This window comes from Mesorhizobium sp. C277A, assembly GCF_040324395.1.
Taxonomy (GTDB): Bacteria; Pseudomonadota; Alphaproteobacteria; order Rhizobiales; family Rhizobiaceae; genus Mesorhizobium.
Map to the genome: position 1 here is coordinate 3,901,238 of NZ_JAMYVW010000002.1, position 26,188 is coordinate 3,927,425.

The 26,188-nt window shown below is 62.8% G+C and carries 28 protein-coding genes and 1 tRNA gene; 19 read left to right on the forward strand and 10 right to left on the reverse strand.

What is annotated here, in order from left to right:
• Window positions 1-82: 82 nt before the first annotated feature.
• From NKK52_RS19195 to NKK52_RS19205, 3 genes are all read left to right on the forward strand, one after another.
• Window positions 83-253, forward strand: a complete 171-nt coding sequence (locus tag NKK52_RS19195) for a hypothetical protein (protein WP_023683236.1) — start codon at window positions 83-85, stop codon at window positions 251-253.
• Between the two features lie 3 nt (window positions 254-256).
• A complete protein-coding gene (locus tag NKK52_RS19200; protein WP_023683235.1) occupies window positions 257-496 on the forward strand; it encodes a DUF1127 domain-containing protein in 240 nt (79 codons plus the stop codon).
• A 125-nt stretch (window positions 497-621) separates the two neighbouring features.
• Complete coding sequence (locus tag NKK52_RS19205) at window positions 622-1,452, forward strand: helix-turn-helix domain-containing protein (protein ID WP_023683234.1); 831 nt, start codon at window positions 622-624, stop codon at window positions 1,450-1,452.
• Between the two features lie 12 nt (window positions 1,453-1,464).
• Here NKK52_RS19205 and hisN read toward each other — a convergent pair whose 3' ends face one another.
• Together hisN and NKK52_RS19215 are read right to left on the reverse strand one after the other, a co-directional pair.
• Window positions 1,465-2,238 carry a histidinol-phosphatase gene (gene hisN / locus NKK52_RS19210; RefSeq protein ID WP_023683233.1) on the reverse strand — a complete coding sequence of 258 codons (774 nt, stop codon included), beginning with the start codon at window positions 2,236-2,238 and terminating at the stop codon, window positions 1,465-1,467.
• 337 nt (window positions 2,239-2,575) lie between these two features.
• Window positions 2,576-3,517 (reverse strand): N-formylglutamate amidohydrolase, encoded by a 942-nt coding sequence (locus NKK52_RS19215; RefSeq protein ID WP_023683232.1) that lies wholly within the window; start codon window positions 3,515-3,517, stop codon window positions 2,576-2,578.
• Window positions 3,518-3,681: 164 nt separating this feature from the next.
• Here NKK52_RS19215 and cpdR point away from each other — a divergent pair, with 164 nt between their 5' ends.
• Both cpdR and NKK52_RS19225 read left to right on the forward strand, forming a co-directional pair.
• Entirely contained in the window at window positions 3,682-4,044 is a 363-nt protein-coding gene (gene cpdR, locus NKK52_RS19220; protein ID WP_023671195.1) for a cell cycle two-component system response regulator CpdR, read from the forward strand.
• A gap of 115 nt (window positions 4,045-4,159) precedes the next feature.
• A tRNA-Val gene (locus NKK52_RS19225) sits at window positions 4,160-4,234 on the forward strand.
• Window positions 4,235-4,441: 207 nt separating this feature from the next.
• On the opposite strand, the gene NKK52_RS19230 is transcribed toward NKK52_RS19225, so the two are convergent.
• From NKK52_RS19230 to NKK52_RS19260, 7 genes are all read right to left on the reverse strand, one after another.
• Window positions 4,442-4,729 (reverse strand): DUF982 domain-containing protein, encoded by a 288-nt coding sequence (locus NKK52_RS19230; RefSeq protein ID WP_245263087.1) that lies wholly within the window; start codon window positions 4,727-4,729, stop codon window positions 4,442-4,444.
• Window positions 4,730-4,843: 114 nt separating this feature from the next.
• A complete protein-coding gene (locus tag NKK52_RS19235) occupies window positions 4,844-5,266 on the reverse strand; it encodes a DUF982 domain-containing protein (protein ID WP_348625649.1) in 423 nt (140 codons plus the stop codon).
• Window positions 5,267-5,330: 64 nt separating this feature from the next.
• Complete coding sequence (locus NKK52_RS19240; RefSeq protein ID WP_352630538.1) at window positions 5,331-5,795, reverse strand: Hsp20 family protein; 465 nt, start codon at window positions 5,793-5,795, stop codon at window positions 5,331-5,333.
• A 407-nt stretch (window positions 5,796-6,202) separates the two neighbouring features.
• Window positions 6,203-6,409, reverse strand: a complete 207-nt coding sequence (locus NKK52_RS19245; RefSeq protein ID WP_084633965.1) for a hypothetical protein — start codon at window positions 6,407-6,409, stop codon at window positions 6,203-6,205.
• An 81-nt stretch (window positions 6,410-6,490) separates the two neighbouring features.
• Window positions 6,491-7,459 (reverse strand): GDP-L-fucose synthase, encoded by a 969-nt coding sequence (gene fcl / locus NKK52_RS19250; protein WP_023683228.1) that lies wholly within the window; start codon window positions 7,457-7,459, stop codon window positions 6,491-6,493.
• A gap of 9 nt (window positions 7,460-7,468) precedes the next feature.
• Window positions 7,469-8,539 (reverse strand): GDP-mannose 4,6-dehydratase, encoded by a 1,071-nt coding sequence (gmd, locus tag NKK52_RS19255; protein WP_023683227.1) that lies wholly within the window; start codon window positions 8,537-8,539, stop codon window positions 7,469-7,471.
• A gap of 104 nt (window positions 8,540-8,643) precedes the next feature.
• The gene (locus NKK52_RS19260) at window positions 8,644-9,798 is read right to left on the reverse strand and encodes a dihydrodipicolinate synthase family protein (protein WP_023683226.1); all 1,155 of its coding nucleotides are present in this window, start codon (window positions 9,796-9,798) and stop codon (window positions 8,644-8,646) included.
• Window positions 9,799-10,026: 228 nt separating this feature from the next.
• Between NKK52_RS19260 and NKK52_RS19265 the strand changes: the two genes are divergently transcribed.
• The 14 genes from NKK52_RS19265 (at window position 10,027) to NKK52_RS19330 (ending at window position 25,310) form a co-directional block, all read left to right on the forward strand.
• Window positions 10,027-11,085, forward strand: coding sequence for a LacI family DNA-binding transcriptional regulator (locus tag NKK52_RS19265; protein WP_023683225.1), 1,059 nt, complete (start codon window positions 10,027-10,029; stop codon window positions 11,083-11,085).
• Window positions 11,082-12,098 carry a Gfo/Idh/MocA family protein gene (locus NKK52_RS19270; RefSeq protein WP_023683224.1) on the forward strand — a complete coding sequence of 339 codons (1,017 nt, stop codon included), beginning with the start codon at window positions 11,082-11,084 and terminating at the stop codon, window positions 12,096-12,098. Before NKK52_RS19265 ends, NKK52_RS19270 begins: the two co-directional genes overlap by 4 nt.
• Window positions 12,095-13,696, forward strand: coding sequence for an acyl CoA:acetate/3-ketoacid CoA transferase (locus tag NKK52_RS19275; protein ID WP_023683223.1), 1,602 nt, complete (start codon window positions 12,095-12,097; stop codon window positions 13,694-13,696). Before NKK52_RS19270 ends, NKK52_RS19275 begins: the two co-directional genes overlap by 4 nt.
• Window positions 13,689-14,465 carry an enoyl-CoA hydratase/isomerase family protein gene (locus NKK52_RS19280; protein WP_023683222.1) on the forward strand — a complete coding sequence of 259 codons (777 nt, stop codon included), beginning with the start codon at window positions 13,689-13,691 and terminating at the stop codon, window positions 14,463-14,465. The genes NKK52_RS19275 and NKK52_RS19280 overlap by 8 nt, the downstream gene beginning before the upstream one ends.
• A 10-nt stretch (window positions 14,466-14,475) precedes the next feature.
• On the forward strand, window positions 14,476-15,987 hold the full coding sequence (locus NKK52_RS19285) for an aldehyde dehydrogenase family protein (RefSeq protein ID WP_023683221.1): 1,512 nt from the start codon (window positions 14,476-14,478) through the stop codon (window positions 15,985-15,987).
• A 58-nt stretch (window positions 15,988-16,045) separates the two neighbouring features.
• Window positions 16,046-17,299 (forward strand): ABC transporter substrate-binding protein, encoded by a 1,254-nt coding sequence (locus tag NKK52_RS19290; protein ID WP_027049809.1) that lies wholly within the window; start codon window positions 16,046-16,048, stop codon window positions 17,297-17,299.
• Between the two features lie 253 nt (window positions 17,300-17,552).
• A complete protein-coding gene (locus tag NKK52_RS19295) occupies window positions 17,553-18,503 on the forward strand; it encodes a carbohydrate ABC transporter permease (RefSeq protein ID WP_023683220.1) in 951 nt (316 codons plus the stop codon).
• Window positions 18,500-19,459: a carbohydrate ABC transporter permease gene (locus NKK52_RS19300; RefSeq protein WP_023671181.1), complete on the forward strand. Its 960-nt coding sequence runs from the start codon at window positions 18,500-18,502 to the stop codon at window positions 19,457-19,459. The genes NKK52_RS19295 and NKK52_RS19300 overlap by 4 nt, the downstream gene beginning before the upstream one ends.
• A 20-nt stretch (window positions 19,460-19,479) precedes the next feature.
• Window positions 19,480-20,595 carry an ABC transporter ATP-binding protein gene (locus tag NKK52_RS19305; RefSeq protein ID WP_023671180.1) on the forward strand — a complete coding sequence of 372 codons (1,116 nt, stop codon included), beginning with the start codon at window positions 19,480-19,482 and terminating at the stop codon, window positions 20,593-20,595.
• A gap of 5 nt (window positions 20,596-20,600) precedes the next feature.
• On the forward strand, window positions 20,601-22,103 hold the full coding sequence (locus NKK52_RS19310; RefSeq protein ID WP_023671179.1) for a GMC oxidoreductase: 1,503 nt from the start codon (window positions 20,601-20,603) through the stop codon (window positions 22,101-22,103).
• Window positions 22,100-22,861, forward strand: coding sequence for a 3-ketoacyl-ACP reductase (locus tag NKK52_RS19315; protein WP_023671178.1), 762 nt, complete (start codon window positions 22,100-22,102; stop codon window positions 22,859-22,861). Before NKK52_RS19310 ends, NKK52_RS19315 begins: the two co-directional genes overlap by 4 nt.
• A 12-nt stretch (window positions 22,862-22,873) precedes the next feature.
• Entirely contained in the window at window positions 22,874-24,502 is a 1,629-nt protein-coding gene (locus NKK52_RS19320; protein WP_023671177.1) for a GMC family oxidoreductase, read from the forward strand.
• A 20-nt stretch (window positions 24,503-24,522) separates the two neighbouring features.
• Window positions 24,523-24,840 (forward strand): Dabb family protein, encoded by a 318-nt coding sequence (locus NKK52_RS19325; RefSeq protein WP_023683219.1) that lies wholly within the window; start codon window positions 24,523-24,525, stop codon window positions 24,838-24,840.
• 89 nt (window positions 24,841-24,929) lie between these two features.
• Window positions 24,930-25,310, forward strand: a complete 381-nt coding sequence (locus NKK52_RS19330) for an MFS transporter (protein WP_023683218.1) — start codon at window positions 24,930-24,932, stop codon at window positions 25,308-25,310.
• Window positions 25,311-25,339: 29 nt separating this feature from the next.
• Here the strand turns inward: NKK52_RS19330 and NKK52_RS19335 are convergent, their stop codons facing one another.
• Window positions 25,340-26,185, reverse strand: a complete 846-nt coding sequence (locus NKK52_RS19335) for an EamA family transporter (protein WP_023683217.1) — start codon at window positions 26,183-26,185, stop codon at window positions 25,340-25,342.
• Window positions 26,186-26,188: the final 3 nt, after the last annotated feature.

Genomic DNA, 26,188 nt, shown 5'->3' on the forward strand with positions numbered 1-26,188 from the left:
AAGAGCTAAAGATTCTGACAGCCGGTGCCGCCCCGGAATGCTCATCTCTCCGTGTCGAACCGAACGCCAAGGAGATGACGTCATGACCGAGAAAACCTGCGCTGCCTGCGATTGCCAGCTGGACGCCAATCCGATCCGCGTCAAGGTCGGCGGCAAGACCGTCGAGGTCTGCTGTGAGGAATGCGCGATTGCGCTGAACGAAGCCGGCGCATCAGTGGCCGGCGCATCAGTGGCCGGCAACGGGGAAGCCTGAGCGATGCGCCCCGATCATGCAGCGGCGGCGCAATGCCTCGCACATCAGCCGACAACTCAAACCGCGACGTTCCGGCGGTCCTTGCGGACACAAGGCATCGCGGCGGCCAACTGGATCGGCCGTCAACTGGAAAGGCGCCGAAGCCGCCTTGCCTTGCTCGAAATGACCGACGAACAGCTCAAGGACATCGGCCTGTCGCGCAGCCAAGCTCACTGCGAATACATGCGCCGTTTGTGGGACTGAGCCATGGCCGTACGAAGGGCCCGACAGGTGAAGTCTCCTGACAGGTTTGGACAAGCCAATCGCCTAATGTGCCGGAGCAGCTTTCGGCGCAAGGGTAGAACGCAACGGCCATGTCTCAGCTCACCATGTCGCAGTTCACGGTACAGACGCTTCTGGACACCGGCACCGTCAGGGTGAGGGATGTCCTCTGCAGCGGCGAATGCCGGCACAAGAGCGAAGAAGAGTGCACCGCTGCCACGCATCTTGTGTTTCCCTATCGCGGCGTCTTCGTGCGCCATGTCGGCCGCAACGATGCGGTCGCCGAAGCCAACCAGTTGTTGTTCTTCAACAACGCCGAAGGCTACCGGATCAGCCATCCCGTCGAGGGTGGCGATTCCTGCCTCGATCTCGTTGTCGAGGAGGCGCAACTGCAGGAGCTGACGCCGAAGGAGCAGTTGCGCTCGGGCAGCGCCGTGGCGTTTCGTCGTCAGCGCCGCCGCATCGACCCGCGGGCTCAGGCGCTGGTGGCGGTGCTGCGCTACAGCCTGAGCCGCAACATTGCCGAAACGCTGGAGGCCGAAACCCTGGCGCTGACGCTGGTGCGGCGCTCCCTCGGCGAGAGCACCTCGCATGCCGCCGGCGCCAGCGCTGGCCGGCAGAAGCTGGTCGATCGCGCCAAGCTCGTCCTGTCCTCGGATCTTTCGCGGCGCTGGACGCTGGCCGAGATCGCCGCTGAAGTCGGGGTATCACCGGTTTATCTCACGCAGGTTTTCCAGCAGGTCGAGGCGATGCCGCTCTATCGCTACCATCTGCGCCTGCGGCTGGCGCGCGCGCTCGACCTGCTTGGCCGCTACGACAATCTGACCACGCTCGGCCTGGACCTCGGCTTCTCCAGCCACAGCCATTTCAGCTCCGCGTTCAGGCAGGTCTACGGGCGAACGCCGGCGGAATTCCAGCGCTCGATCAAGCCGCGCTGATCGGGTCGACTATCAGCCCCGCAGGGCTGCCATTGCAGCCGCATGAAGCTCCGGCGTTGCGGCGGCCAGGATGTCGCCGCCCTTTTCCGCCGGACCGCCCTCGAATGTGGTGACGACGCCGCCGGCCTTTTCGATGATCGGGATCAGCGCCACGATGTCGTAGGGTTTCAATCCGGGATCGGCGACGATGTCGACGCTGCCCGAGGCAATCATGGCAAAGGCGTAGCAATCGGCGCCGTAGCGGGCGAGCTGGATCTGTTCCTCGAACGCGTCGTAGCGGGTGCGCGCCTCGCCCTTGAAAAGCGCCGGCGTGGTGGTGAACAAGGTCGCCTCGTCAAGCTTCGTCCTCTTGCGGGTCGACAGCTTCCGCGGCCCACCGGGGCCTTCGTAGTGGGAGCCGGAAGCGTTGGCGTAGAACAGCTCGCCGGTGAACGGCTGCGCCATCATGCCGGCGACGGCGTCACCGTCGACCGTCAACCCGACCAGCGTTCCCCACACCGGCAGGCCTGAGATGAAGGCGCGGGTACCATCGATCGGATCGATCACCCAGACATGCCTTGAGGAGATGTTTTCGCTGCCATGTTCTTCGCCAAGGATACCGTGATCGGGATACTCAGCCGAGATCAGCGCCCGAATGGCGCGCTCGGCCTCGCGGTCGGCCTCGGTGACCGGGTCGAAACTGCCTTTTTCCTTGTTGGCCACTGCGCCCTGTGCGCGGAAACGCGGCAAGGTTTCAGCCGCCGCCGCTTGCGCGATCCGGCGCATGAAATCGATGCTGATGTCCACGTGATTCTCCCGCATTACAGAGTGCCAACCCGGTCTGCCGGCACTTTCCCGCCAAAACAAGCCGGTTTATCGATTTATCAGAGACATCAGCGTTGCTGAAATGTCACACATCGGGACCATCGAAACGCATTTTCACATCAGAGTGAATTAAAAAAGCGTGGGATCGATTGACATTTGTGCATCGCACAATAAATTTGTTCTCGGACAGGTTTTCCTGTCCATGCCCTCCTTGGGCGTTTCCTCCCTAGACTTCGACCGTGTCGTGCAAACGATGCGGTCTTTTTTTACGCTGCGGGATGGCCAGCGCGGGATTGCATGAACAGCCGCCGCTCCGGCGTCATTCGGCGGCCAGCGGCAGGTCGACGAAGTGGTGGTCGGGCATCGCCATCAGGTCGGCCGAAAAGCGCGCCATATCGTCGGCCAGCGCATCGAAGCCGGCCGATTTCTGGAACGTCCGCTCATTCATGTAGAGGCCGCGATTGACCTCGATCTGCAGCGCATGCAGATGGCGCGCCGGCCGGCCGTAATGCTCGGTGATGAAGCCGCCTGCATAGGGTTTGTTGTGCGCGACGGTGTAGCCCATGCCGATGAGCAGGCCGATCGCCGTCTCGGTCAGGGCCGCCGTGGCCGAGATGCCGAAACGGTCGCCGACGATGAAATCCGGCCGCAGGCCGCTGTCGCCCACCCTGATGCTCGCCGGCATCGAATGGCAGTCGATCAGCACGGCATAGCCGAACCTGGCATGGGTTCTGGTCAAAAGCCGCTTCAGCGTCTCGTGATAGGGTTTGTAGACCACCTCTATGCGCTGGACGGCCTCCGCCAGCGGCAGACGGCCGGAATAGATGTCGAGCCCCTCGCCCACCAGCTTGGGCACGGTGCCGAGCCCGCCGGCGACGCGCGCCGAGCGGATGTTGCAGAAGGACGGCACCGGCTCGGCGAACATGCGCGGGTCGAGTTCCCAGGGTTCGCGGTTGACGTCGAGATAGGCGCGCGGAAAATTCGCCGCCAGCATCGGCGCGCCCAGCGCCACCGCGCTGCCGAACAGCTCGTCGACATAGCAATCCTCGGAGCGGCGGATGGCGTTCCGGTCGAGCCGCGCCATGGCCAGGAAGCGGTCTGGATAATAGCGGCCGCTATGCGGTGAGTTGAAGACGAAGGGAACGCGCTGCTCGGCGCCCGATCGGATTTCGAAGGGTGGAACGACCGAAAAATCTTCGGCTGCCGTCGTCAATTTGAACGAACCCGGAAACAGCAATGCATCATGATGGGAAACTGCCACCTCATCGGCCGCATGTCCAGCATTTCGGCATGTCAGGAACCCCGTCAAATCAGGATTAATGCCGCCAACGTTCACTTGATGTTTACCGTCAGCTCCTCATATACAGGATGGTTAACGGGCTTGCCGGACGGCAGGCTCGGCTGGGGTGATTCGGACGGGACAAGATGGCACGCATTCTGCTGGCGGAAGACGACGACGACATGCGCCGGTTCCTGGTCAAGGCACTGGAGCGGGCCGGCTATCACGTCAGCGATTTCGACAATGGCGCCAGCGCCTACGAGCGGCTGCGCGAAGAACCTTTCTCCCTGCTGCTGACCGATATCGTCATGCCGGAGATGGACGGCATCGAACTCGCCCGCCGCGCCACCGAGATCGATCCCGACCTCAAGGTGATGTTCATCACCGGTTTCGCGGCCGTCGCGCTCAACCCCGATTCCAAGGCGCCGAAAGACGCCAAGGTTCTGTCCAAGCCCTTCCACCTGCGCGATCTCGTCAATGAGGTCGAAAAAATGCTTCAGGCCGCCTGAAGCGCGCACAGTGTGATCTCGCCGCTTCGTCGGCGGCGCGGCAAAACGAGCCTTTCTTTCCCTTTTCCGGCTATTGACGCGCTGGACCAAAAATGGTGTATGCGCGGCTTCGGATGGGCGTGTAGCTCAGCGGGAGAGCACTGCATTGACATTGCAGGGGTCACAGGTTCAATCCCTGTCACGCCCACCATCCTTTCAATAACTTGGCCAAGCCCGTTTTTGGCGCACCCCTTCGACGACTTAGCCGGTAAGGCGGCCACCGCTTGTGGCAGCCGCCTCGTGTTTGTGGACATTCTAATGCATGGCGCTCAAAAGTGGCCCCGGTTTTGAGACGACGACATGCATAAAAACAAAGACCTAAAGCGCGTCGCCTGAGTCCGTTCAAACGCGACGCGCTTTAGACGTGGTGCGGACTTAGCGTCCTTGAAGGCGCAGGCTCGATGCCGTCCTCCATAAGAATATCCTTCTTGCGAGCGAACGCGACGAAGACGCCTCGTGCTGTCTCGGGTTCCACATCACCAATCAGAGCGGCTTTGCAAGCGCGAATAGCAGCTCTCTGCTCCGGGCCGTTGCCACACCATTCGGCTGCGAATTGATAAGCATCCGCGACCGTGTTGAGTTGGCGGGGAAAGCCCAATCCCACCCACACCCGGACTGGCTTTTCAAAAGGTTTCGATAGCATCATGACCTCCTTTCCTAATGCATGTCACCCAGAAGTATGCTGCGGTTCTGGGACAACGACATGCATCAAAACAAAGACTTAAAGCGTGTCGCATGAATGGTTTCAGCGCGACGCGCTTTAGGCAGTCACTCCTCCGCCTTCGCCACCTCTGCCCATCATCCACGGCATTGTCGTGGATACTTCCTCAAGGATTCTGGCTGCTTTCGCAAAACCGCTGAACGCTTCTCTGGCTGCGGAAAGCGGATAATCGCTATCGAAAGCTCGCTGGCAGGCCCGCAATGCGGTTTGGTGAATGGGGCCGCGCCTGTCCTTCGGCCATTCATAGAGGAACTCCAGAGCGTCCTCGAGACACGTGATTTCCTGAACAAGGTTGTCGCCGCTTTTCACGAAAACGGCGCTGTCGAACATCCGATCGTTCATATGATCCTCCAAATTGAACGAACCATTGAGTTTCATGGTTTGCGCGGTCCAGGCCAACTGCAGGCGCGCGACAGAGGCGCGCCAGTACGTCCTGCAGTGATCATCTTCGTTTCTCCGCAATCACAGCCTCCCGGCCGGAACCGGGAGGCGGACCCGCAGTTCAAAGTGTGACAGATCGACAGGATTACGCGGCTTTACGCGCGCGGTCCGTGTCTGGCGTGATCTGAGTGGCGGCCGTTGGCGTGTCGCCGACGCCGATGCTGATGCGGCGCGGTTTCAGCTCTTCGGGAATCTCGCGGACGATGTCGATCGAGAGGAGGCCATTCTCCAGTTTGGCTGCCTTGATCTTCATGTGGTCGGCAAGCTTGAACGTCTGCCTGAAACTGCGATAGGCGATGCCCTGGTGCAGCAGCTGGCGTCCGCTCTGATCATCAGCCTTCTGGCCTACCACGACCAGTTCGGGTCCATGCTGGGTCAGCTCAACCTCATCCTGGCTGAAGCCTGCGATGGCCATCGAGATACGGTAATCGTTCTCGTCGACCTTCTCGATGTTATAGGGCGGCCAGTCTGGACGCGTGCCGCTGTCGAGCATGTCGAAAAGCCGGTCGAAACCGACGGTGGTCCGATAGAGGGTATCAAAGGTTCTCATAGCCACATCCTCCTTGAAGCAACATGGGTACAAGGACGCCGCCCCGTGCGGCGCCGCCATTTTTTGCCGAGCCTTATGGCCTTGGCGGAAATCGAATTAGGAGGCGCCCCAAATGAGTTCAAGAGCATCTCGAATTTTTTTTAGTAGCATCCTTCGCATCGACGGAAAGCGAAATCTGAGTTTCTACGGGACCTTCCCTTCGAACAGTCGAACAGCCCCTTGAAGTACAGATCCGGCGGGAAGTTTTCGCGCGATCTGCGCGACCGCATCGTCTACTGCCCCGCCGTCCCGTTTCGTATTCAAATGCCGGCCAGCAAGGAACCGGGTAGCGGCCTTCCGATCCGTAAATCCACCCTGTCGGGGGGCGAAACGTCCCGGCACGTGCCGGGACGTTTCTGGCTCGCGGATCACTGTGGCCGCGGATCGGGCCTGTCGGGCTTGTCATGAGGGGTGTTGCTGCCTTCACGGCACGGGGTGCCGATGCCGCAGCATTTGCCGTTGTAGTCGACACCGGGCTTGGTCTTCTCGCATTCCCTCGGCGGTGCCGTCTGACACCCTGCCAGCACCGAAACCGCGATGGCGGCGAGAAATGCGTTTCTTGAAGTGATAAACATTGACGTTCTCCTTGATGGACCGTGTTTGCTACACACCGCTTGGTCGCGGGCGGCAGCGAAATGGTTCAAGGAAAATTGGAATCAGGCCGCGCCGAGGCGGACATCACCCTTCTCAATATGGTTGAGAAACCACGCATATGTCTGTTCCAATCCATCGCGAAGCGCGTAGCGCGGGCGCCATCCCGTCGCAAACAGCCGCGAAACATCCATCAACTTGCGCGGCGTGCCATCTGGCTTGGTCGTATCGAAGGCGATATCAGCCTCGACGCCGGCGACCGATGCGACGGTCTGGGCAAGCTCGGCAATGGTGACATCCTCGCCCGAACCGACATTGACGTGGCTGTCGCCGGCATAATTCTTCAACAGCCAGACCAAGGCATCGGCGGCGTCGTCGACATGCAGGAATTCACGCCGTGGCGTGCCCGAGCCCCAGACCTCGAGGCTGTTGCCGCCGCTCAGCGCCAGTGCATGCGCCTTTCGCATCAGGGCCGGCACGACATGGCTGGACTGGAGATCGAAATTGTCGCCAGGACCGTAAAGGTTGGCCGGCATCGCCGAGATGTAGTCGACGCCATGCTGGCGCCGATAGGCCTGGCACAGTTTGAGCCCGGCGATCTTGGCGATCGCATACCATTCATTGGTGGGTTCGAGCGGACCGGTCAGCAGCGCGTCTTCCCTGATCGGCTGCGGCGCGAGCTTTGGATAGATGCAGGACGAGCCGAGAAACAAAAGCTTGCCGACCTCGCTGCGAAAGGCGCCGTCAATGACATTGCCCTGCATAACCAGGTTTTGCTGCAGGAAATCGACAGGGAACCGGTCATTGGCCAGGATACCGCCGACTTTGGCGGCCGCCATCACCACCGCATCCGGCCTGTGCTCGGCCATCCAGCGCCGCACCCCTGCCTGGTCGAGCAGGTCGAGCCTGTCGCGCGATACGGTGAGTATCTCGCAGTCCTCGCTCGCCAGCCGGCGCACGACGGCCGAACCGACCATGCCACGATGCCCGGCGACGAAGACACGCTTGCCCTTCAGTTCAAATGTCGCGTCCATCGGCCTGCCTCACGCAGAACGGCTGTTCTGCCGCGTGCCGCCGGCGGTGCGCGCCAGATCGGCCTGCACCATTTCCGCCACCAGATCCCTGAAGCCGGTCGTGTGCGACCACCCCAGCCTGGCTTTGGCCTTGGCGGGGTCGCCGAGCAGCAGGTCGACCTCGGTCGGCCGGAAATAGCGCGGATCGATGCGCACCAGGACAGTGCCCGAACCGGCATCGACACCGACTTCATCGACACCCTCGCCTTGCCAGCGGATGGTGCGTCCGGTCTCGGCAAAAGCCAGTTCGACGAATTCGCGCACCGAATGCGCCTCACCGGTCGCCAGCACGAAATCGTCGGCTTCACTGTGCTGCAGAATGCGCCACATGCCCTCCACATAGTCGCGCGCATGGCCCCAGTCACGCTTGGCGTCGAGATTGCCGAGATAGAGCGTGGCCTGAAGGCCGTGATGGATCGAGGCGACGGCCCGCGTGATCTTGCGGGTGACGAAGGTTTCGCCGCGTGTCGGGCTTTCGTGGTTGAACAGGATTCCGTTGGCGGCGAACATGCCGTAAGCCTCGCGGTAGTTGACCGTGATCCAGTAGGCGTAAAGCTTGGCCGCGGCATAGGGCGAGCGCGGATGGAAGGGCGTCGCCTCGCTTTGCGGGACCTCGCGCGCCTTGCCGTAAAGCTCCGACGTCGATGCCTGGTAGAAGCGCACCGACTTCTCCAGGCGCAGGATGCGGATCGCCTCGAGCAGCCTGAGTGTTCCCAGCGCATCGGCATTGCCGGTGTATTCCGGGGTCTCGAAACTCACCTGGACATGGCTCTGGGCGCCGAGATTGTAGATCTCGCTGGGCTGTGTCTCCTGCACCAGGCGAATGAGGTTGGTTGCGTCGGTCAGATCGCCATAATGCAGGAAGAAACGCGCACCGCGCTCGTGCGGATCGACATAGATGTCGTCAACGCGCTCGGTGTTGAACGAGGACGAGCGGCGTTTGACGCCATGGACAATATAGCCCTTCTGCAGAAGCAATTCTGCGAGATAGGCCCCGTCCTGCCCGGTTACACCGGTGATGAGCGCCACTTTTTCCGTCATTGCCGCTCCGTCCGCATCCAATCCCGGCAACCGAATACAGATTTGGCGCGAGAACGCAAATCCCCCATACGGGGGACAGGTTTCAGCCAGCGATTGTGTCGTTCTCAGGCACCTGCAACCGCGCAGAAATGCTTCATCCTGGCCAGCGCAAGCTCGGGATCGGCGAGCAACCCTGCCTGGTCGGCAAGGCGGAAGATGTCGGCGTAGTGCAGGATGCCGCGCGCCGACTGCATGCCGCCGACCATGGCGAAATGGTCCTGATGGCCGTTGAGCCAGGCCATGAAGACGATGCCGGCCTTGTAATACTCCGTCGGCGCCTCGAAGATCTTGCGCGACAACGGCACTGTCGGCGCCATCAGCGCGTCATAGCCGGCGCGATCGCCCTCAGCCAGTTTCGCCAGCGCCGCACTGGCGACCGGCGCGATGGCGTCGAATATGCCGAGCAAGGCGTGCGAGTGCCGCTTCCCGTCGCCGGCAATCAGTTCGGGATAGTTGAAATCGTCGCCAGTGAACATGACGACGCCTTCCGGCAGCCGGTTGCGCAAGGCAACTTCCTTGCCGGCATCGAGCAGCGATATCTTTATCCCCTCGACCTTATTAGCATGGCGCTCGATGATGGCGACGACGGTGTCGAGCGCAGCCTCGAAATTCCCACTGCCCCAATATCCCTGCAACGCCGGATCGAACATGTCGCCCAGCCAGTGGAGGATGACCTTGCCGGATGCCTGGCTGAGGATGCGATCGTAGACCCTGATATAGTCGTCCGGATCTTTTGCGACCGCCGCCAGCGCCCGGCTGGCCATCATGATCGCCTTGCCGCCCTCGCCTTCGATGAAGGTGAACTGCTCCTCATAGGCGGCGATCACATCGTCGAGCGTTCTGGCAGCGGCCGGCGCCAGATGATCGGTGCCCGCGCCCGAGGCGAGGTCTGCGCCTTCGACGCTGCGCGCCTCGGCGATCGAGCGCCGGATCAATTCCTGCGCATTCGCCCAGTCGAAACCCATGCCGCGCTGGGAGGTGTCCATCGCCTCGGCGATGCGGAAGCCAAGCCGCCACAAATGATGCCGAAACGCCATCGTCTTGTCCCAATCGACCGCAGGCTTCGACCAGGGGTCGGTCATCGCGAAAGGATCGGCGACGACGTGGGCCGCGGCATAGGCGATGCGCGGGAAAACCGCACCGATTACGGGCTCGACCGGACTGCCCGCGAGCTTGTAGCTGACGCGGCCGCCATTCTGCGTAGGCAGGGTGATATCCATGGCAACCTCCGTTTTCGGCATCCTATAAATGGAACGTTCCAATAAATCAAGAACCTTTATGATTCGGCGATTGAACCGGTCCAAATGCCGAAGAAGGCTAAGAGTCCTTGCTAGGAACCACATTCATCACCTTTTCGATCTCCGCAAGAATCCCGATTGACTCTCGGTTGGCAGAGTGATTAGAACGTTCCAATAGAATTGCCCATTTAAGCGGAGGAAACCACCGACATGGCCAGCCGGGCCAAGGCAACGATCCTGGACATCGCCCGCGAGGCTGGTGTGTCCAAATCGACGGTGTCGCTTGTGCTGCAAGGCTCAGGGCTGATCCGGCCTGAAACCGCGGTCAAGGTTCGCAAGGCGATCGAGGATGTCGGCTATGTCTACAACCGCGGCGCCGCCAATCTGCGCAAAGCCCATTCCAACGTCATCGGCATGGTCATCAACGATCTCACCAACCCCTTTTTCGCCGAACTGGCGGTCGGCATGGAGCGCGTCTTCCAGTCAGCCGGCATCGTGCCCTTCATCGCCAACACGGCGGAGAACCCGGTGCGCCAGGAAGAAGTGCTGAAGTCGCTGATGGAACAGGGCGTCGCAGGCCTGATCGTGTCACCGGCACGCGGCACCACGCCGGGCGCCTTCCGTCGCCTCGAGATGGCGGGCGTGCCGGTCGTCTTCGCCATGCGCCGCCTGCCGGACAGCCGCATCCCGGTGATCGCTCCTGACAACCATCGCGGCGCGTATCTCGCCGCCGCCCATCTGATCGGCAAGGGCCATCGCCGGCTGGCCTTCTTCGGCGGCACCTCCGACCTGGTCGTCTATCAGGAGCGCCTGGGCGGTTTTCGTGAAGCTTGCGAAACATTGGGCATTGCCAGGCGCGACGTGCTTGTCGTCGAAGGCGAGACCAGCCGCAGGGGCGGCATCGCGTGCCTGGAAACCGCCCTTGCCATGGCCGAGCCGCCGACGGCGGCACTTTGCTTCAACGATGCCGTCGCCTTCGGCGTCATGCTGGCGCTGCGCAAGCGCGGGCTGGAGCCCGGCGCGGACTTTGCCGTCGTCGGCTTCGACGACGTGGTCGAGGCCGAGCATTATATGCCGGCGCTGACCAGCGTCTCGGTCGACACACCCGGCCTCGGTGAACGCGCCGCCCACGTCATGCTGAAGATGATCCAGTCGCGCACCACGCATGCCGAGGACCATATCGGCGCCGTCAATCTGGTCGTCAGGGACAGCTGCGGTCCCGGTCGCCGCGCCCAGAACACATCAGCAGGAATGGGAGACGCGGCATGAGCGTCAGATGGGGACTGATCGGCGCCAGCACGATCGCCAAACAGTTCATGATCAACGCCATCCGCGCGCAAGAGGGTGGCGAGATCGCGGCGGTGATGAGCTCCAGTCCGCAGCGCGCCAAGACTTATGCCGCGGAACAGAATATTCCGCTTGCCGTCTCGACGCTGGACGACCTGCTCGGCGCCGAAATCGACGCCGTCTACATCTCGACCACCAATGAACTGCATCTCGAACAGGCATTGGCTGCGATCAAGGCGGGAAAGCATGTTCTGTGCGAAAAGCCGCTGGCGCTGAACAGCGCCGACGCGCGCACAATGGTCGCCGCCGCCAAGGAAGCCGGTGTCGTGCTTGGCACCAATCATCATCTGCGCAATGCCGGCGCCCACCGCGCCATGCGCGACGCCATATCAGCCGGCCATATCGGCAAGCCGATTGCCGCGCGCGTCTTCCATTCCGTCTATTTGCCGGAAAACCTGCAGGGCTGGCGCATTACCAAGCCTGAGGCCGGCGGCGGCGTGGTGCTCGACATCACCGTGCATGATGCCGACACGCTGCGCTTCGTGCTCGGCGACGACCCGATCGAGATTTCGGCCTTCACCCAGTCGGCCGGCATGGCCGGCAGCGGGCTGGAAGACGGTGCCATGTGCATCTGGCGCTTCAGGTCCGGTTTGATTGCCCAGTCGCATGAAGGCTTCACCACGAAGTTCGCCGATACCGGCTTCGAGGTGCATGGTTCCGAAGGCTCGCTGATCGCTAAAAATGTGATGACGCAGAAGCCGGTCGGTTCGGTGCTGCTACGCACCGCCAAGGGCGAGGAGGAACTGAGCTTCGACCGCGAAGACCTCTACGTCAGGTCGCTGCGCCAGTTCCATGCCGCTATTAGCGGCGCGGGCCAGCCCTCCGCAACCGGCGAGGACGGCGTCTGGTCACTAGCCTGCGCCGAAGCAGCGTTGCTGTCCGGGAAATCCGGCAAGGCGGTTGCCATCGAGCCGAAACTCGGGAGCGCCAAGTGAGCAAGCTCGTCTCCGCTCAGCAGGCCGCCAGCCTCATCAAGGACGGCATGACCGTCTCCGTCTCGTCATCGAGCGGCCTCGGCTGCCCGGATGCCGTGCTGGCTGCCATCGGCCAGCGCTTCGACGCTGAAGGCCATCCGAAAGACATCACCACGCTGCATCCGATCGCCGCCGGCGACATGTATGGCATCAAGGGCATCGACCATCTGGCTAAGCCTGGCCTGTTGAAGCGCACGCTCTGCGGCTCCTATCCCTCGGGCCCCTCCTCGTCCGAGCCGCCGCAGATATGGAAGATGATCGGCGACAATTCGGTCGCCGCCTACAATGTGCCGTCCGGCATCCTGTTCGACATGCACCGCGAAGCTGCCGCCAAGCGGCCGGGCGTGCTGACCAAGGTCGGCCTCGACACTTTTGCCGACCCGCGCCACCAGGGCTGCGCCATGAATGAGGCTGCAAGCGAGCCGATCGTCTCGGTGCAGCAGTTCGACGGCGAGGAATGGCTCTATTTCCGCTCGATCGTGCCCAACGTTTCGATCATCCGCGCCACCACCGCCGACGAGCGCGGCAACCTCACTTACGAGCATGAAGGCGCCTATTTGGGCGGCCTCGAACAGGCGCTCGCCGCCCGCAACAATGGCGGCATCGTCATTGCGCAGGTCAAGCGCGTCGTCGAGAACGGCACGCTGAAGCCGCATGACGTGCGCGTGCCCGGCGTCCTGGTCGACCACATCGTGGTGGCGCCGGACCAGTTGCAGACGACGTTGACGCCTTACGACCCGGCGATTTCGGGCGAGATCTTCCGGCCGTTGTCCAGCTTCCGCAACGCTGAGATGAACGTCCAGAAAGTAATCGCGCGCCGCGTCGCCATGGAATTGCGCGACGGCATGGCGGTCAACATTGGCTTCGGCATCTCGGCAAACGTGCCGCGTATCCTTCTCGAGGAAGGCCAGCACGGCAAGGTCACCTGGGTGATCGAGCAGGGCGCCGTCGGCGGCGTGCCGCTGCTCGACTTCGAGTTCGGCTGCGCTTCCAATGCCGAGGCGATCATGCCCTCGCCGCACCAGTTCATCTATTTCCAGGCCGGCGGCTTCGATGCCTCGCTGCTCTCCTTCTTGCAGATCGACCGCCATGGCTCCGTCAACGTGTCGAAACTCTCGGCCCGGCCACATGTCACCGCCGGGGCCGGCGGCTTTGTCGACATCACGGCACGGGCGAAAAAGATCGTCTTCTCCGGCTTCTTCAATGCCGGCGCAAAACTGTCGCTCGCCGATGGCGGCATCCGCATCGATGCAGAAGGCAAGGTCAAGAAGGTGGTCAACGAGGTCGAACACATCTCCTTCTCCGGCAAGCGCGCCGTCGCGCAAGGGCAGGACATCACCTACGTCACCGAGCGCTGCGTGATGAAGCTGACGCCGGACGGTCTGATGGTGACGGAACTGGCGCCCGGCATCGACCTCGAACGCGATGTGCTGGCGCAGTCAGAGATTCCGCTCGGCATCGCCAACGATCTCAAGTTCACGCCGGCGGCTCTCTATCAGGACCGGCCGATCGGCCTGTCGCTGAATGGTGGCGCTTCTCTCGGAGGCGCGCATGGCTGAGCGCCTCGTCACCTTCGAGCAGGACGGCGCCATCGGCATCGTCACGCTGCGCCGGCCGGAGAAGTTCAACGCGCTGGACATTCCGATGCTGCGCGCGCTCGAGACAGCGCTCGACGAAGCCGAAATGGCTGAAGGCGTGCGCGTCGTGCTGATCCGCGGCGAAGGCAAAGGCTTTTGCGCCGGCGGCGACGTCGAGGCCTGGGCACAAATGAGCGCTGCCGACTTTCAGGTGCAATGGGTGCGCTACGGCCACCGTGTCTTCGACCGACTGGCGCGGCTGCGGCAGCCGACCATCGCGGTGCTTTCCGGCCATGCGCTGGGTGGCGGGCTGGAGCTGGCGGTCGCCTGCGACTTCCGTGTCGCCGAAACGCAGGTGAAGCTCGGCTTCCCCGAGACATCGATCGGCGTCGTCCCCGGTTGGTCCGGCACGCAGCGCGCCGTGCGCCGCTTTGGGGCCCAGATCGTGCGCCGCATGGCACTCGGCGGCGAGCTCTTTGCCGCCTCCGACGCGCTTGCCCTCGGCGTCGTTGACCGCGTGGTCGAGACCGGCCAGGCGCTGGCAGAGGCCAGGACTTGGGCCGAAAAAATCGCCGGGCGCGGGCCGCTCGCAACCGAAGCCGCCAAGCTGATGATCGCAGTCGCCGAAGGCGAGGAAAGTGCGGCCGCCACCGAGGCGCTCGCCAGCGGCTTCGTTGCGCTGACCGGCGACCTCAAAGCCGGCGTGAGCGCCTTCAAGGCCAAGCAGAGGCCGGCCTTTTCCAGATCTTAGAGAAAGCATGATGAACGCACCGCTCAACATTTCCATGCCGGCCGAGGCGTCCAAGGCGCCGAAGGCTTACAAGCTCCTGATCGACGGCAAGCATGTCGATGCCCGTGACGGCCGCACGATTGCGCGCAACAGCCCCGGCCATGGCTTCACCGTTTCGCGCTATGCGCAGGCCGGCGAGGCCGAGGTGGAGGCGGCCATGCAGGCCGCGCACAAGGCATTCGAGACCGGCCCGTGGCCGCGCACGAAGGCGGCCGAGCGCGCAGCCATCCTGCTCAAGACGGCCGACCTGATCGAGGCCCAGCTCGAAGACATCGCCCGACTCGATGCGCTGGAATCCGGCAAGCCGATCGCCCAGGCGCGCGGCGAGATCGGCGGCGCCATCGACATCTGGCGCTATGCCGCCTCGCTCGCCCGCACGCTGCACGGCGAAAGCTACGCCAATCTCGGCGACGCCATGCTGGGCGTCGTCCTGCGCGAGCCGATCAGCGTCGTCTCGATCATCACCCCGTGGAATTTCCCGTTCCTGATCGTCAGCCAGAAATTGCCCTTCGCGCTCGCCGCCGGCTGCACCGCGGTGGTTAAGCCGAGCGAAATGACCTCGGCCTCGACCTTCGTGCTCGGCGACATCCTGATGCAGGCCGGCCTGCCCGCGGGCGTCGTCAACATCCTGGCCGGCCTCGGCGCCGATGTCGGGGGGCCGATGGTCAGCCATCCGCTGGTCGAGATGGTGTCGTTCACCGGCTCTACCCGCGTCGGCAAGATGACCATGGCTTCCGCCGCGCAGTCGCTGAAGAAAGTCTCGATGGAGCTCGGCGGCAAGAACGGCCAGATCGTCTTCCCCGATGCCGATCTCGAGGCGGCCGCTGACGCAGCAGTGTTCGGCGGCTTCTTCAACGCCGGCGAATGCTGCAATGCCGGCAGCCGGCTGATCGTGCATGAAGCCATCGCCGACGATTTCCTCGCCACCGTCAAGGCGCTCACCGCCATGGTAACGGTCGGCGACCCACTCGACGACCGAACCAAGGTTGGCGCGATGATATCAGCCGACCATCTGACCAAGGTCGCGGGTTACGTCGCGGTGGCAGCAAAAGACGGCAGCAATGTCTATTGCGGTGGCGGCCAGCTGGCGTCCAATGCCGGCCAGTATCTCGATCCGACCATCATCCGCGGCGTTACCGAAGACATGGCTATTGCGCGCGAGGAAGTGTTCGGCCCGGTGCTCTCCGTGCTGACTTTTGGATCGATTGAAAAGGCGTTGCACATCGCCAACAACACGCCCTATGGTCTGTCTGCAGGGGTGTGGAGCGCCAGCATCGACACTTGTATGTCGGTGGCGCGTGGTGTGCGTTCGGGGACCGTTTGGGTGAACACATTCATGGAAGGCTTTCCCGAGTTGCCATTCGGGGGCTACAAGCAGTCCGGCATCGGACGCGAACTCGGCAAACGCGCTGTCGAGGATTATACCGAGGAAAAGACAATCCAGTTTCATCGCGGCCAGCGCACCGGTTGGTGGGTCGGCTGAGTTTGGAAGAACCCGGTGGGCTTCCACCGGTCGTGTAATGCAACAAGGGAGGTAGAACATGTTGCGCAAACTGCTTATCGGAACGGCTCTGGCGACGGCCTTTGCTTTCTCGGCCCATGCCGAAGACGTCAAGGAAGTGCAGATGCTGCATTGGTGGACGTCGGGCGGCGAAGCGGCTGCTCTCAACGTCCTCAAGGGCGACCTTGCCAAGGAAGGCTATGCCTGGAAGGACGTGCCGGTGGCCGGTGGTGGCGGCGACGCCGCCATGACTGCGCTGAAGGCGATGGTCGCGGCCGGCAATTACCCGACCGCGTCGCAGATGCTCGGCTACACCGTGCTCGACTATGCGGCGGCCGGCGTCATGGGCGACCTGACCGAGACGGCGAAGAAGGAAGGCTGGGACAAGTCGGTTCCGGCAGCCCTGCAGAAGTTCTCCGTCTATGATGGCAAGTGGGTCGCTGCTCCAGTCAACGTCCACTCCGTCAACTGGCTGTGGATCAACAAGGCGGTGATGGACAAGATCGGCGGCACCGAGCCAAAGACCTTCGACGACTTCGTCGCCCTGCTCGACAAAGCCAAGGCGGCTGGCGTTATTCCGCTCGCCCTTGGCGGCCAGAACTGGCAGGAAGCCACCATGTTCGACTCGGTTGTGCTGTCGACCGGCGGACCTGAGTTCTACAAGAAGGCCTTCAACGACCTCGACGACGAGTCCCTCAAGTCGGACACGATGAAGAAGTCGTTCGACAACCTCGCCAAGCTCGTCACCTATGTCGACCCGAACTTCTCGGGCCGCGACTGGAACCTTGCCACCGCCATGGTCATCAAGGGCGATGCCCTGGTGCAGGTGATGGGTGACTGGGCCAAGGGCGAGTTCAACGCCGCCAAGAAAACGCCGGGCACCGACTTCCTGTGCTATCGCTTCCCGGGCACGGAAGGCTCGGTGGTCTACAACTCCGACATGTTCGGCATGTTCAACGTTCCGGACGACCGCAAGGCCGCCCAGGTCGCGTTGGCCACCGCCACCCTGTCGAAGAGCTTCCAGTCGGCCTTCAACGTCGTCAAGGGTTCGGTTCCCGCCCGTACCGACGTTCCGGACACCGACTTCGACGCGTGCGGCAAGAAGGGCATCGCCGACCTGAAGGCTGCCAACGAAGGCGGCACACTGTTCGGCTCGCTTGCCCAGGGCTATGGCGCGCCTCCGGCGGTCGCCAATGCCTACAAGGACGTCGTTTCGAAGTTCGTCCACGGTCAGATCAAGACCTCGGACGAAGCCGTGACCGAACTGGTCAAGGCAATCGACGACGCCAAGTAAGCCCTGGCCGGCAAGACACCTTTCCCGCTTCGGCGGGGAAGGTTCGCCTCAGGATTGGCCGGCTGGCGCAATTCCAGGAAAAGTGTGAGCGGTTTTCCGGCCGGAATTGCGTAAAAGAAAGAGTTAGAGAGGTTCGCCGTTTCCGTGAAACGGTGAAACCCTCTTGAACACCATGCCGACCAGAGACCCGTATGCACGGGGCCGCCTTGCCTCCTGACGGCAGAGCACGGACGACCCTAACGGGAGGAGCCTCATGAGCAGTGTAGCGACGACCCAGATCAAGCTGACACCCGAGCGGTCTCGCCCCTCCGTGCGCGCGCGATTGCAGGACGCGCTGCCGAAGATCGTGCTGGCGCCGAGCTTCGCCATCACCATCGTCTTCGTCTATGGCTTTATCATGTGGACTGTCTATCTGTCCTTCACTAATTCCAAGACCTTCCCGTCCTATGTCATTACCGGACCACGCGCGTATCTACGGCTGTGGGGCTGGACGTTCGACTCCGACCCGCCATCGAGCTGGTACACGTCGATCGTCAATATGGGCATTTTTGGCTTTCTCTACATCGCCATCTGCCTGGCGCTCGGCCTGTTCCTGGCCATCCTGCTCGACCAGAAGATTCGCGGCGAAGGCGTGTTGCGGCCGATCTATCTCTACCCGATGGCGCTGTCCTTCATCGTCACCGGCGTCGCCTGGAAATGGTTCCTCGACCCCGGCCTCGGTCTTGAGCAGACCTTGCATCAGTGGGGCTGGACGAGCTTCCATTTCGACTGGATCAAGAACAAGGATTTCGTCATCTACACGGTGGTCATTGCCGGCGTCTGGCAGGCCTCCGGCTTCATCATGGCGATGTTCCTGGCCGGCCTGCGTGGCATTGACGGCGAGATCATGAAGGCGGCGCAGATCGACGGTGCCACCACCTTTCAGCTCTACCGCCGCATCGTCATTCCGCTGCTGCGGCCAATCTTCCTGTCGGCCTTCATCGTGCTCGCGCACCTTGCCATCAAGTCCTACGATCTCGTCGTGGCGCTGACCAGCGGCGGCCCCGGTGGCTCGGCCTGGCTGCCGTCCAACTTCATGTATGAGTACACCTTCAAGCGCAACGAAATGGCCGTCGGCTCGGCCAGTGCCGTGATCATGCTGATGACCATCGTCGCCATCATCGTGCCCTATCTCTATTCCGAACTGCGGGAGAAGCCGCGATGAGCGCTGTCGCCACCCCTGCCCGCCCCGCTGCTTCCCAAAAGGCCTCCGGCGGCATGAGCACCAAGACCCTCAACCGCATCGTCATTTACGGGCTTCTGGCGCTGTTTGCGCTGTTTTATCTGATGCCGCTGTTCGTCATGCTGGTGACCTCGTTCAAGACCATGGACGAGATCCAGAACGGCAACATGCTGGCGTTGCCCACGGCGCCGACCTTCGACCCGTGGCTGAAGGCCTGGGGCGAGACCTGCGTCGGCCTCACCTGCGCCGGCATCAAGGGCTATTTCTGGAACTCGATCAAGATGGTGGTTCCAGCCGTACTGATCTCGACCATGCTCGGCGCGCTCAACGGCTACGTCTTGACCAAATGGCGTTTTCGCGGCGCCACGCTGGTGTTCGGGCTGATGCTGTTTGCCTGCTTCATTCCGTTCCAGTCGGTGCTGCTGCCGATGGCGACCATTCTCGGCAGCTTGGGACGTTTCGGCGTGAAGCTGCAGAATGCGACGGGTACGAGTTTCGGTCTCGGCAATCCGACGGTCAACCTGGTCTTCGTCCATGTCGTCTACGGCATCGGCTTCACCACGCTGTTTTTCCGCAACTATTACGAGGCGTTCCCGAACGAACTGATCAAGGCGGCGCAGGTCGACGGCGCCTCCTTCTTCCAGATCTTCCGCCGCATCATGCTGCCGAACTCGATGCCGATCTTCGTCGTCACCGTCATCTACCAGTTCACCAACATCTGGAACGACTTCCTGTTCGCTTCGGCTTACGCCGGCACAGGCGACTCCATGCCGATGACGGTGGCGCTCAACAACGTCGTCAACACCTCGACCGGCGTCGTCGAATACAACGTCAACATGGCGGCCGCGATGATCGCGGCTCTGCCCACTCTGATCGTCTATGTCGTCGCCGGCCGCTATTTCGTGCGCGGGCTGATGGCTGGCGCGGTCAAGGGCTGATCAATTCGGAAGGAACGACCATGGCTTTTCTGGAAATTGATGGGCTGAAGAAGCGCTTCGGGAATGTCGAGATCCTGAAGGGCATCGATGTCGAGCTCGAAAAGGGCGGCTTCCTGGTGCTGGTCGGCCCGTCCGGCTGCGGCAAGTCCACCTTGCTCAACACGATTGCCGGCCTGGAGCAGATCACCGAGGGCGAAATCCGCGTCGACGGCCGCGCCATCAACGATCTGCACCCATCCAAGCGCGACATCGCCATGGTGTTCCAGAGCTATGCGCTCTATCCGAACATGACGGTGGCCGGAAACATCTCCTTCGGCATGGAGATGCGCGGCGTGCCGGCCGACGAACGCCAAAAGGCGATCGACAAGGTGGCCAAGGTCCTGCAGATCGGCCACCTCCTGCAGCGCAAGCCGAGCCAGCTTTCCGGCGGCCAGCGCCAGCGCGTCGCCATGGGCCGGGCGCTGGTGCGCGACCCCAAGCTGTTCCTGTTCGACGAGCCTTTGTCCAACCTCGACGCCAAATTGCGCGTTGACATGCGCATCGAGATCAAGCGCCTGCATGCCACCACCGGCACAACCATCGTCTACGTCACCCACGACCAGATCGAGGCGATGACGCTGGCTACCAAGATCGCCGTCATGCGCGACGGCGAGGTGCAGCAGTTCGGCACCCCGGCCGAGATCTACAACAACCCGACCAATTTGTTCGTCGCCGACTTCATGGGTTCGCCAGCGATGAACCTGATCCCGGCGACCATTGCCACGTCGGGCAATGCGCTGTCCGTCGTGTTGGAGCGCGAGGCGCGCGAGCCGATCACGCTGCCGATGGCCAACGCGCCAGCGGGTCTTTCGGCATTCCAGGGCAAGCCGATCATCTTCGGCGTGCGCCCGGAAGCGCTGACCGATCCGGAAGGTGCGGAACGCAACGCCTCCAACATTGCCACTGCCGACCTGCACATCGAAGTGGTCGAGCCGGCAGGGTCCGACACGTTCGCGGTGACCAACCTCGGCGGCAAGGGCGTGGTGGCGCGGTTGCGGGCCGACGCCAACATCCAGCCGGGCACCAGCACGCCGCTCGCCTTCAACCTGACCAAGGCCGTGTTCTTCGATCCGGCGACCGAACACCGCATCCGCTGATCGAGATGGTCAGCCCCGATATCGTCATCATCGGCTCCGGTATCGGCGGCGCTACGATCGCCTCCGGTCTGGCGGGCAGCGGTGCCTCGATCCTGATGCTGGAGCGCGGTGAGCCCTTGACGGCAACGCCGCATGCCCGCGACACGCGCTCCATCTTCGTCGACGGCCACTACCGTCCGAAGGAGATGTGGCGCGAGGCCGGCGGTGCGGCCTTCAACCCCGGCAATTACTACTATGTCGGCGGCAATTCGAAATTCTACGGCGCGGTGCTGATCCGCTACCGCAAAGAGGATTTCGCCGCCATGGAGCACTTCGGTGGCGTCTCGCCGGCATGGCCGTTTTCCTACGATGAATTCGAGCCTTGGTATTCGAAAGCCGAGCAGCTGTTTCGCGTCCGCGGCTCGCTCGGCGAGGACCCGACCGAACCGTTCCACTCGATCCCCTATGCTTTCAAGCCGGTGCCCGACGAAGCGCCGATTGCCCGCGCCCGCGCTGAGTTGAAAGCCCTCGGCCTGCATCCGGCCTCGCTGCCGCTCGGCGTCGACATCGACAACTGGCTGAAAGAGGGCAAGACCGGCTGGGACGCATTCCCCAATACCGCCCAGGGCAAGGTCGATGCGCAGACCGGACCGCTGACGGCTGCACTCAAGGACAGCAATATCCGACTCGAAACCGGCTGCCATGTCGAATATCTCGAAGCGTCGTCCGACGGCAAAAGCATCGCTGCCGTTCACTACCGTCAGAATGGCGAGCTGAAGAAAGTCGCGCCGAAGCTGGTCATCCTGTCCGCCGGCGCGGTCAATTCCGCCGTCATCCTGCTGCGCTCGCCTTCATCAGACGGTAAAGGCCTCGCCAACAGCTCCGACCAGGTCGGCCGCAATTTCATGAACCATAATTCGAGCGCCATGCTGGCGATCGATCCGCGCCGCAGGAACGACAGCGTCTACCAGAAGACGCTGATGCTGAATGACTACTATCTCTCCGACGGCAAAGGCGGCAAGCCGCTCGGCAACGTCCAGCTGCTCGGCAAGATCGACGGCAACATGTTGAAGGCCAACGTCAAACGCGTGCCGAAATTCGCGCTCGATTACATGGCCGGTCACGCCGTCGACTGGTATCTGATGTGCGAGGATCTACCCGATCCGGAAAGCCGCATCATGGTCGACGGCAAGGACATCGTCATGCAATGGCGGCGCTCCAACATGCAGTCGCTGGACGGGCTGACCAGGGTGATGCGTGAGAACTTCCGCGCCTGCGGTTATCCCATCGTGCTGTCGCGTCCCTTCGACAAGCGCACGCCCTCGCACCAGTGCGGCACGGTGAAAATGGGCGACCATCCGGCGACGTCGCCGCTCGACCCTTTCTGCCGCGCCTTCGACCACCCGAACCTGTTCGTTGTCGACGCCAGTTTTTTGCCGAACTCGGCCGCCGTGAATCCGGCGCTGTCGATTGCGGCACAGGCGCTGCGCGTGGCCGAGCATATTCGCCGAACGGACCTCGCGGCATGACCCGCCCCGCAGCAATCGTCACCGGCGGTGCGCGCGGCATTGGGCTCGCCTGCGCCGAGGCGCTGGCCGGGGACGGCTTCGACATTTTGATCGCCGACCTTGCCGAACAAGCGCCGGACGAACTGGCCGCCAACATCACCGCACGGGGTGCGGAGTTCGCCTATGTCCGTTGTGATATCGCCAACCTCGAGGATCACACGGCCCTCGTCGACGCCGCCATACGTGCCTTCAGCCGCATCGACTGCCTCGTCAACAATGCCGGCATCGGCGCCGTGGTGCGCGGCGATCTGCTGGAGCTGAAGCCCGAGAATTTCGACCGTGCGCTGGACGTCAATTTGCGCGGCACAGTCTTCCTTAGCCAGGCCGTCGCCAAGGCGATGCTGGCGGCTCCCAGCAATCATCCGCGCTCGATCATCACCATCACCTCGGTCAGCGCCGATATGGCCTCGCCGGAACGCGCCGACTACTGCATCTCGAAAGCCGGCCTTTCGATGTGGGTGAAGAACCTGGCGCTACGGCTTGCGCCGGAAAACATCGGCGTGTTCGAACTGCGGCCGGGCATCATTCGCACCGACATGACCGCGAGCGTATCAGCCAAATACGACGCGCTTATCGACAGCGGCCTGGTGCCGGCAAAACGCTGGGGCGAAGCATCGGACATCGGCGCCGTGGTGGCGACGCTTGCCGCCGGCAAGCTCGGCTTTTCCACAGGCTCGATTATCAATGTCGACGGCGCGCTCTCCGTGCCTCGACTGTAGGTGGATAGGGTTATGACCGACTACATCATCGTAGGTGCCGGCCCGGCCGGCTGCGTTCTGGCCAACCGGCTGAGCGAGGATCCAGCGAACTCCGTGCTGCTGCTCGAGGCCGGCGGCAAGGACTGGCACCCCTACATCCACATGCCGGCGGGCTTTGCCAAGATGACCAAGGGCATCGCTTCCTGGGGCTGGTCGACCGTGCCGCAGAGGCACATGCAGGACCGCGTCTTCTGGTATACGCAGGCGAAGGTGGTCGGCGGCGGCTCGTCCATCAATGCCCAGATATACACGCGCGGCAACGCTCGCGACTACGACGCATGGGAGAAGGAAGAGGGCCTCGCGGGCTGGGGCTATCGCGACGTGCTGCCTTATTTCAAGCGTGCCGAGAACAACCAGCGCTTCGCCAACGATTTTCACGGCGACCAGGGGCCGCTCGGCGTGTCGAACCCTATTTCGCCGCTGCCGATTTGCGAAGCCTATTTCCGCGCCGGCCAAGAGATGGGCATCCCCTTCAACCCGGATTTCAACGGCGCTAGCCAGGAAGGCGTCGGCTACTACCAGCTGACCCAGAAGGACGCCCGGCGCTCATCCGCTTCGGTCGCCTATTTGAAGCCCATCCGCGCCCGCAAGAACCTGACGGTCCGAACCGATGTGCTGGTCACCCGCATCGTCGTCGAGAAAGGCCGCGCCACCGGCGTCGAGATCGTCGACAAACCCGGCGGCGAGAAGACCATCATGCGCGCCGAGCGCGAAGTGATCGTCTCGTCCGGCGCCATCGGTTCGCCGAAGCTGTTGATGCAGTCGGGCATCGGCCCGGCTGATCACCTGAAATCGGTCGGCGTGACGCCGGTGCATGATCTGCCCGGTGTCGGCTCCAACATGCAGGACCATCTCGATTTGTTCGTCATCGCCGAATGCACCGGCGACCACACCTATGACAACTACGCCAAGCTGCACCGCACCGCGTGGGCCGGCTTGCAGTATCTGCTGCTGAAGAAAGGGCCGGTCGCCTCCAGCCTGTTCGAGACCGGCGGCTTCTGGTACGCCGATCCTACCGCCGCCTCGCCCGACATCCAGTTCCATCTGGGACTCGGCTCCGGCATCGAGGCCGGCGTCGAGAGGTTGAAGAACCCCGGCGTGACCTTGAACTCGGCCTTCCTGCGCCCGCGCTCGCGCGGCACGGTGCGGCTGAGCAGCGCCGACCCGGCCGACCACCCGCTGATCGATCCCAACTATTGGTCGGACCCTTATGACCGCGCCATGTCGATCAAGGGCCTCAGGCTTGCGCGCGAGATCATGCGGCAGAAGGCGCTTGCACCTTACGTGTTGCGCGAGGTGCTGCCCGGACCATCGCTCGCCAGCGACGACGAGCTGATCGACTATGCCTGCCGCACCGCCAAGACCGACCATCACCCCGTGGGCACCTGCCGCATGGGCCATGACGATATGGCGGTGGTCACACCGGACCTGCGCCTGCGCGGCATCGAGGGCCTGCGCGTCTGCGATGCCTCGGTGATGCCGCGCGTGCCTTCCTCCAACACCAATGCGCCGACCATCATGGTCGGCGAAAAAGGCGCCGACATCATCCTCGGCCGCGAGCCGCTTCCGCCGGCGGTGTTCTCCGGCAATCGGGCCGCATAGCCACTTAGGAGAACGAACCAATGATCAGACACTGCGTCTTCGTACGCTTCCGCAGCGATGTGCCCGCCACCGAGCGCACGGCAATCCACGCCGATCTCGAAGCACTGCGCTCTGTTGTCGACGGCATGGACACGGTCCATTTCAGCACCAATGTCAGCCCGGAGCCGTTCGCGCGCGGCTTCAGCCATGCCTTCACCATCGACTTCCGCGATGCCGCCGCCCGCGACGCCTATCTCGTGCATGAAGCGCATCAGCGCGCCGGCGCCCGATTGGTCGCAGCGCTTGAAGGCGGCACCGACGGGCTGATGGTGTTCGATCTCGACATTACGAAAAAGTGACCGCGCTTCTTTCGAAAGCCGGCTGACGCCTGTTCTCTTTTGCGCCCCAAGGAACATATCGTTCCCCGGGGGCGTTTAGGAGGAACGTCGTGGCTCTCACCGCGCAGAAGAAGAAAACCGTCCTTGCCTCCTTCCTCGGCTGGACGCTCGACGCTTTTGATTTCTTCCTTCTGACGTTCCTGCTCACCGATATCGCAACCGAATCCAACACTGACGTCCCGGCAGTCTCCAAAGCGTTGTTCCTGACGCTGGCGACACGCTTCATCGGCGCCTTCTTCTTCGGCAGGCTGGCCGACAAATATGGCCGCAAGCCCATTCTGATGCTCAACATCGTAAGCTATTCGGTGATCGGCGCGCTGGCTGCCTTCTCGCCCAATCTCGTGGCTACGCGCTGGCGCTGTTTGCCGGCGTGGTCGCCGTCTGCATCATCGTCGTCATCCGCTTCAGTCCGGAACGGCGCGGACAGGTGATGACGGTGCTCGGCTGAAGTATCAGGCTCTCAGCCCAGTCTGAGGGCCACGACACCGGCGACGATGCTGAGCGCGGCGGCGCCGCGCCAGCCTGTCATTTTCTCGCCGAGCGCGAAAACCGAGATCATCATGGCAAACAGGATCGACGTCTCCCGCAACGACGCCACCGAGGCGATCGGCGCCTTGGTCATCGCCCACATGACGATCCAGTAGGCCGCGCCGCTGAGCACGCCGGTGAACAGGCCTGCTTTCCAGTCACGCGCCAGCACGGGCAGCGCCTTGGGCCCGCGAAAGATGAGGCACAGCACCAGCGCCCACGTGGCATCGCAGATGAACAGCCATGCGGCATAGCTCGTTGCCGTTGCGGCCAGCCGCGCGCCGCTGCCGTCGGAGAGCGTATAGCTGGATATGAAGATCGAAGTGCCGAGCGCAAAGCCGACCGCCCGCACATTGATCCGCTCCAGATGCGCGCCGCCGCGAAACGACATCACCAGCGTGCCGGCCGACAGCAGCAGGATGCCGAGGATGGCGAACGGCGCCGGCATCTCCTGCACCACGACAACGCCGCCGAGCGCGGTCAAAAGCGGCGCCGTGCCGCGCGCCAGCGGATAGGTCTGGGCGAAATCGCCGGCCTTGTAGGCGCCGATGAGGAAGGTCCGGTAGCCCATGTGAAAGAGCACCGAGGCGATTATAAAGGGCCATACCGCGGCCTTTGGAAACTCGACGAAGGGCAGCACGAACAGTGCGGCAAAACCCATGCCCAGCGTCATCAGCGTGATCGACAGGAAGCGATCGAGATGCACCTTGACCAGCGCGTTCCAGATCGCGTGCATGGCGGCGGCGGCAAGCACCGCGAAAAAGACGAAAAGCGTCATTGA

Coding starts and splice junctions, on each gene's coding strand:
- NKK52_RS19195 (WP_023683236.1), top strand. CDS start 83: ATGACCGAGAAAACCTGCGCTGCCTGCGATTGCCAGCTGGACGCCAAT.
- NKK52_RS19200 (WP_023683235.1), top strand. CDS start 257: ATGCGCCCCGATCATGCAGCGGCGGCGCAATGCCTCGCACATCAGCCG.
- NKK52_RS19205 (WP_023683234.1), top strand. CDS start 622: ATGTCGCAGTTCACGGTACAGACGCTTCTGGACACCGGCACCGTCAGG.
- cpdR (WP_023671195.1), top strand. CDS start 3,682: ATGGCACGCATTCTGCTGGCGGAAGACGACGACGACATGCGCCGGTTC.
- NKK52_RS19230 (WP_245263087.1), bottom strand. CDS start 4,729: ATGATGCTATCGAAACCTTTTGAAAAGCCAGTCCGGGTGTGGGTGGGA.
- NKK52_RS19240 (WP_352630538.1), bottom strand. CDS start 5,795: ATGAGAACCTTTGATACCCTCTATCGGACCACCGTCGGTTTCGACCGG.
- NKK52_RS19245 (WP_084633965.1), bottom strand. CDS start 6,409: ATGTTTATCACTTCAAGAAACGCATTTCTCGCCGCCATCGCGGTTTCG.
- fcl (WP_023683228.1), bottom strand. CDS start 7,459: ATGGACGCGACATTTGAACTGAAGGGCAAGCGTGTCTTCGTCGCCGGG.
- gmd (WP_023683227.1), bottom strand. CDS start 8,539: ATGACGGAAAAAGTGGCGCTCATCACCGGTGTAACCGGGCAGGACGGG.
- NKK52_RS19260 (WP_023683226.1), bottom strand. CDS start 9,798: ATGGATATCACCCTGCCTACGCAGAATGGCGGCCGCGTCAGCTACAAG.
- NKK52_RS19265 (WP_023683225.1), top strand. CDS start 10,027: ATGGCCAGCCGGGCCAAGGCAACGATCCTGGACATCGCCCGCGAGGCT.
- NKK52_RS19270 (WP_023683224.1), top strand. CDS start 11,082: ATGAGCGTCAGATGGGGACTGATCGGCGCCAGCACGATCGCCAAACAG.
- NKK52_RS19280 (WP_023683222.1), top strand. CDS start 13,689: ATGGCTGAGCGCCTCGTCACCTTCGAGCAGGACGGCGCCATCGGCATC.
- NKK52_RS19285 (WP_023683221.1), top strand. CDS start 14,476: ATGAACGCACCGCTCAACATTTCCATGCCGGCCGAGGCGTCCAAGGCG.
- NKK52_RS19290 (WP_027049809.1), top strand. CDS start 16,046: ATGTTGCGCAAACTGCTTATCGGAACGGCTCTGGCGACGGCCTTTGCT.
- NKK52_RS19295 (WP_023683220.1), top strand. CDS start 17,553: ATGAGCAGTGTAGCGACGACCCAGATCAAGCTGACACCCGAGCGGTCT.
- NKK52_RS19300 (WP_023671181.1), top strand. CDS start 18,500: ATGAGCGCTGTCGCCACCCCTGCCCGCCCCGCTGCTTCCCAAAAGGCC.
- NKK52_RS19305 (WP_023671180.1), top strand. CDS start 19,480: ATGGCTTTTCTGGAAATTGATGGGCTGAAGAAGCGCTTCGGGAATGTC.
- NKK52_RS19310 (WP_023671179.1), top strand. CDS start 20,601: ATGGTCAGCCCCGATATCGTCATCATCGGCTCCGGTATCGGCGGCGCT.
- NKK52_RS19315 (WP_023671178.1), top strand. CDS start 22,100: ATGACCCGCCCCGCAGCAATCGTCACCGGCGGTGCGCGCGGCATTGGG.
- NKK52_RS19320 (WP_023671177.1), top strand. CDS start 22,874: ATGACCGACTACATCATCGTAGGTGCCGGCCCGGCCGGCTGCGTTCTG.
- NKK52_RS19325 (WP_023683219.1), top strand. CDS start 24,523: ATGATCAGACACTGCGTCTTCGTACGCTTCCGCAGCGATGTGCCCGCC.
- NKK52_RS19335 (WP_023683217.1), bottom strand. CDS start 26,185: ATGACGCTTTTCGTCTTTTTCGCGGTGCTTGCCGCCGCCGCCATGCAC.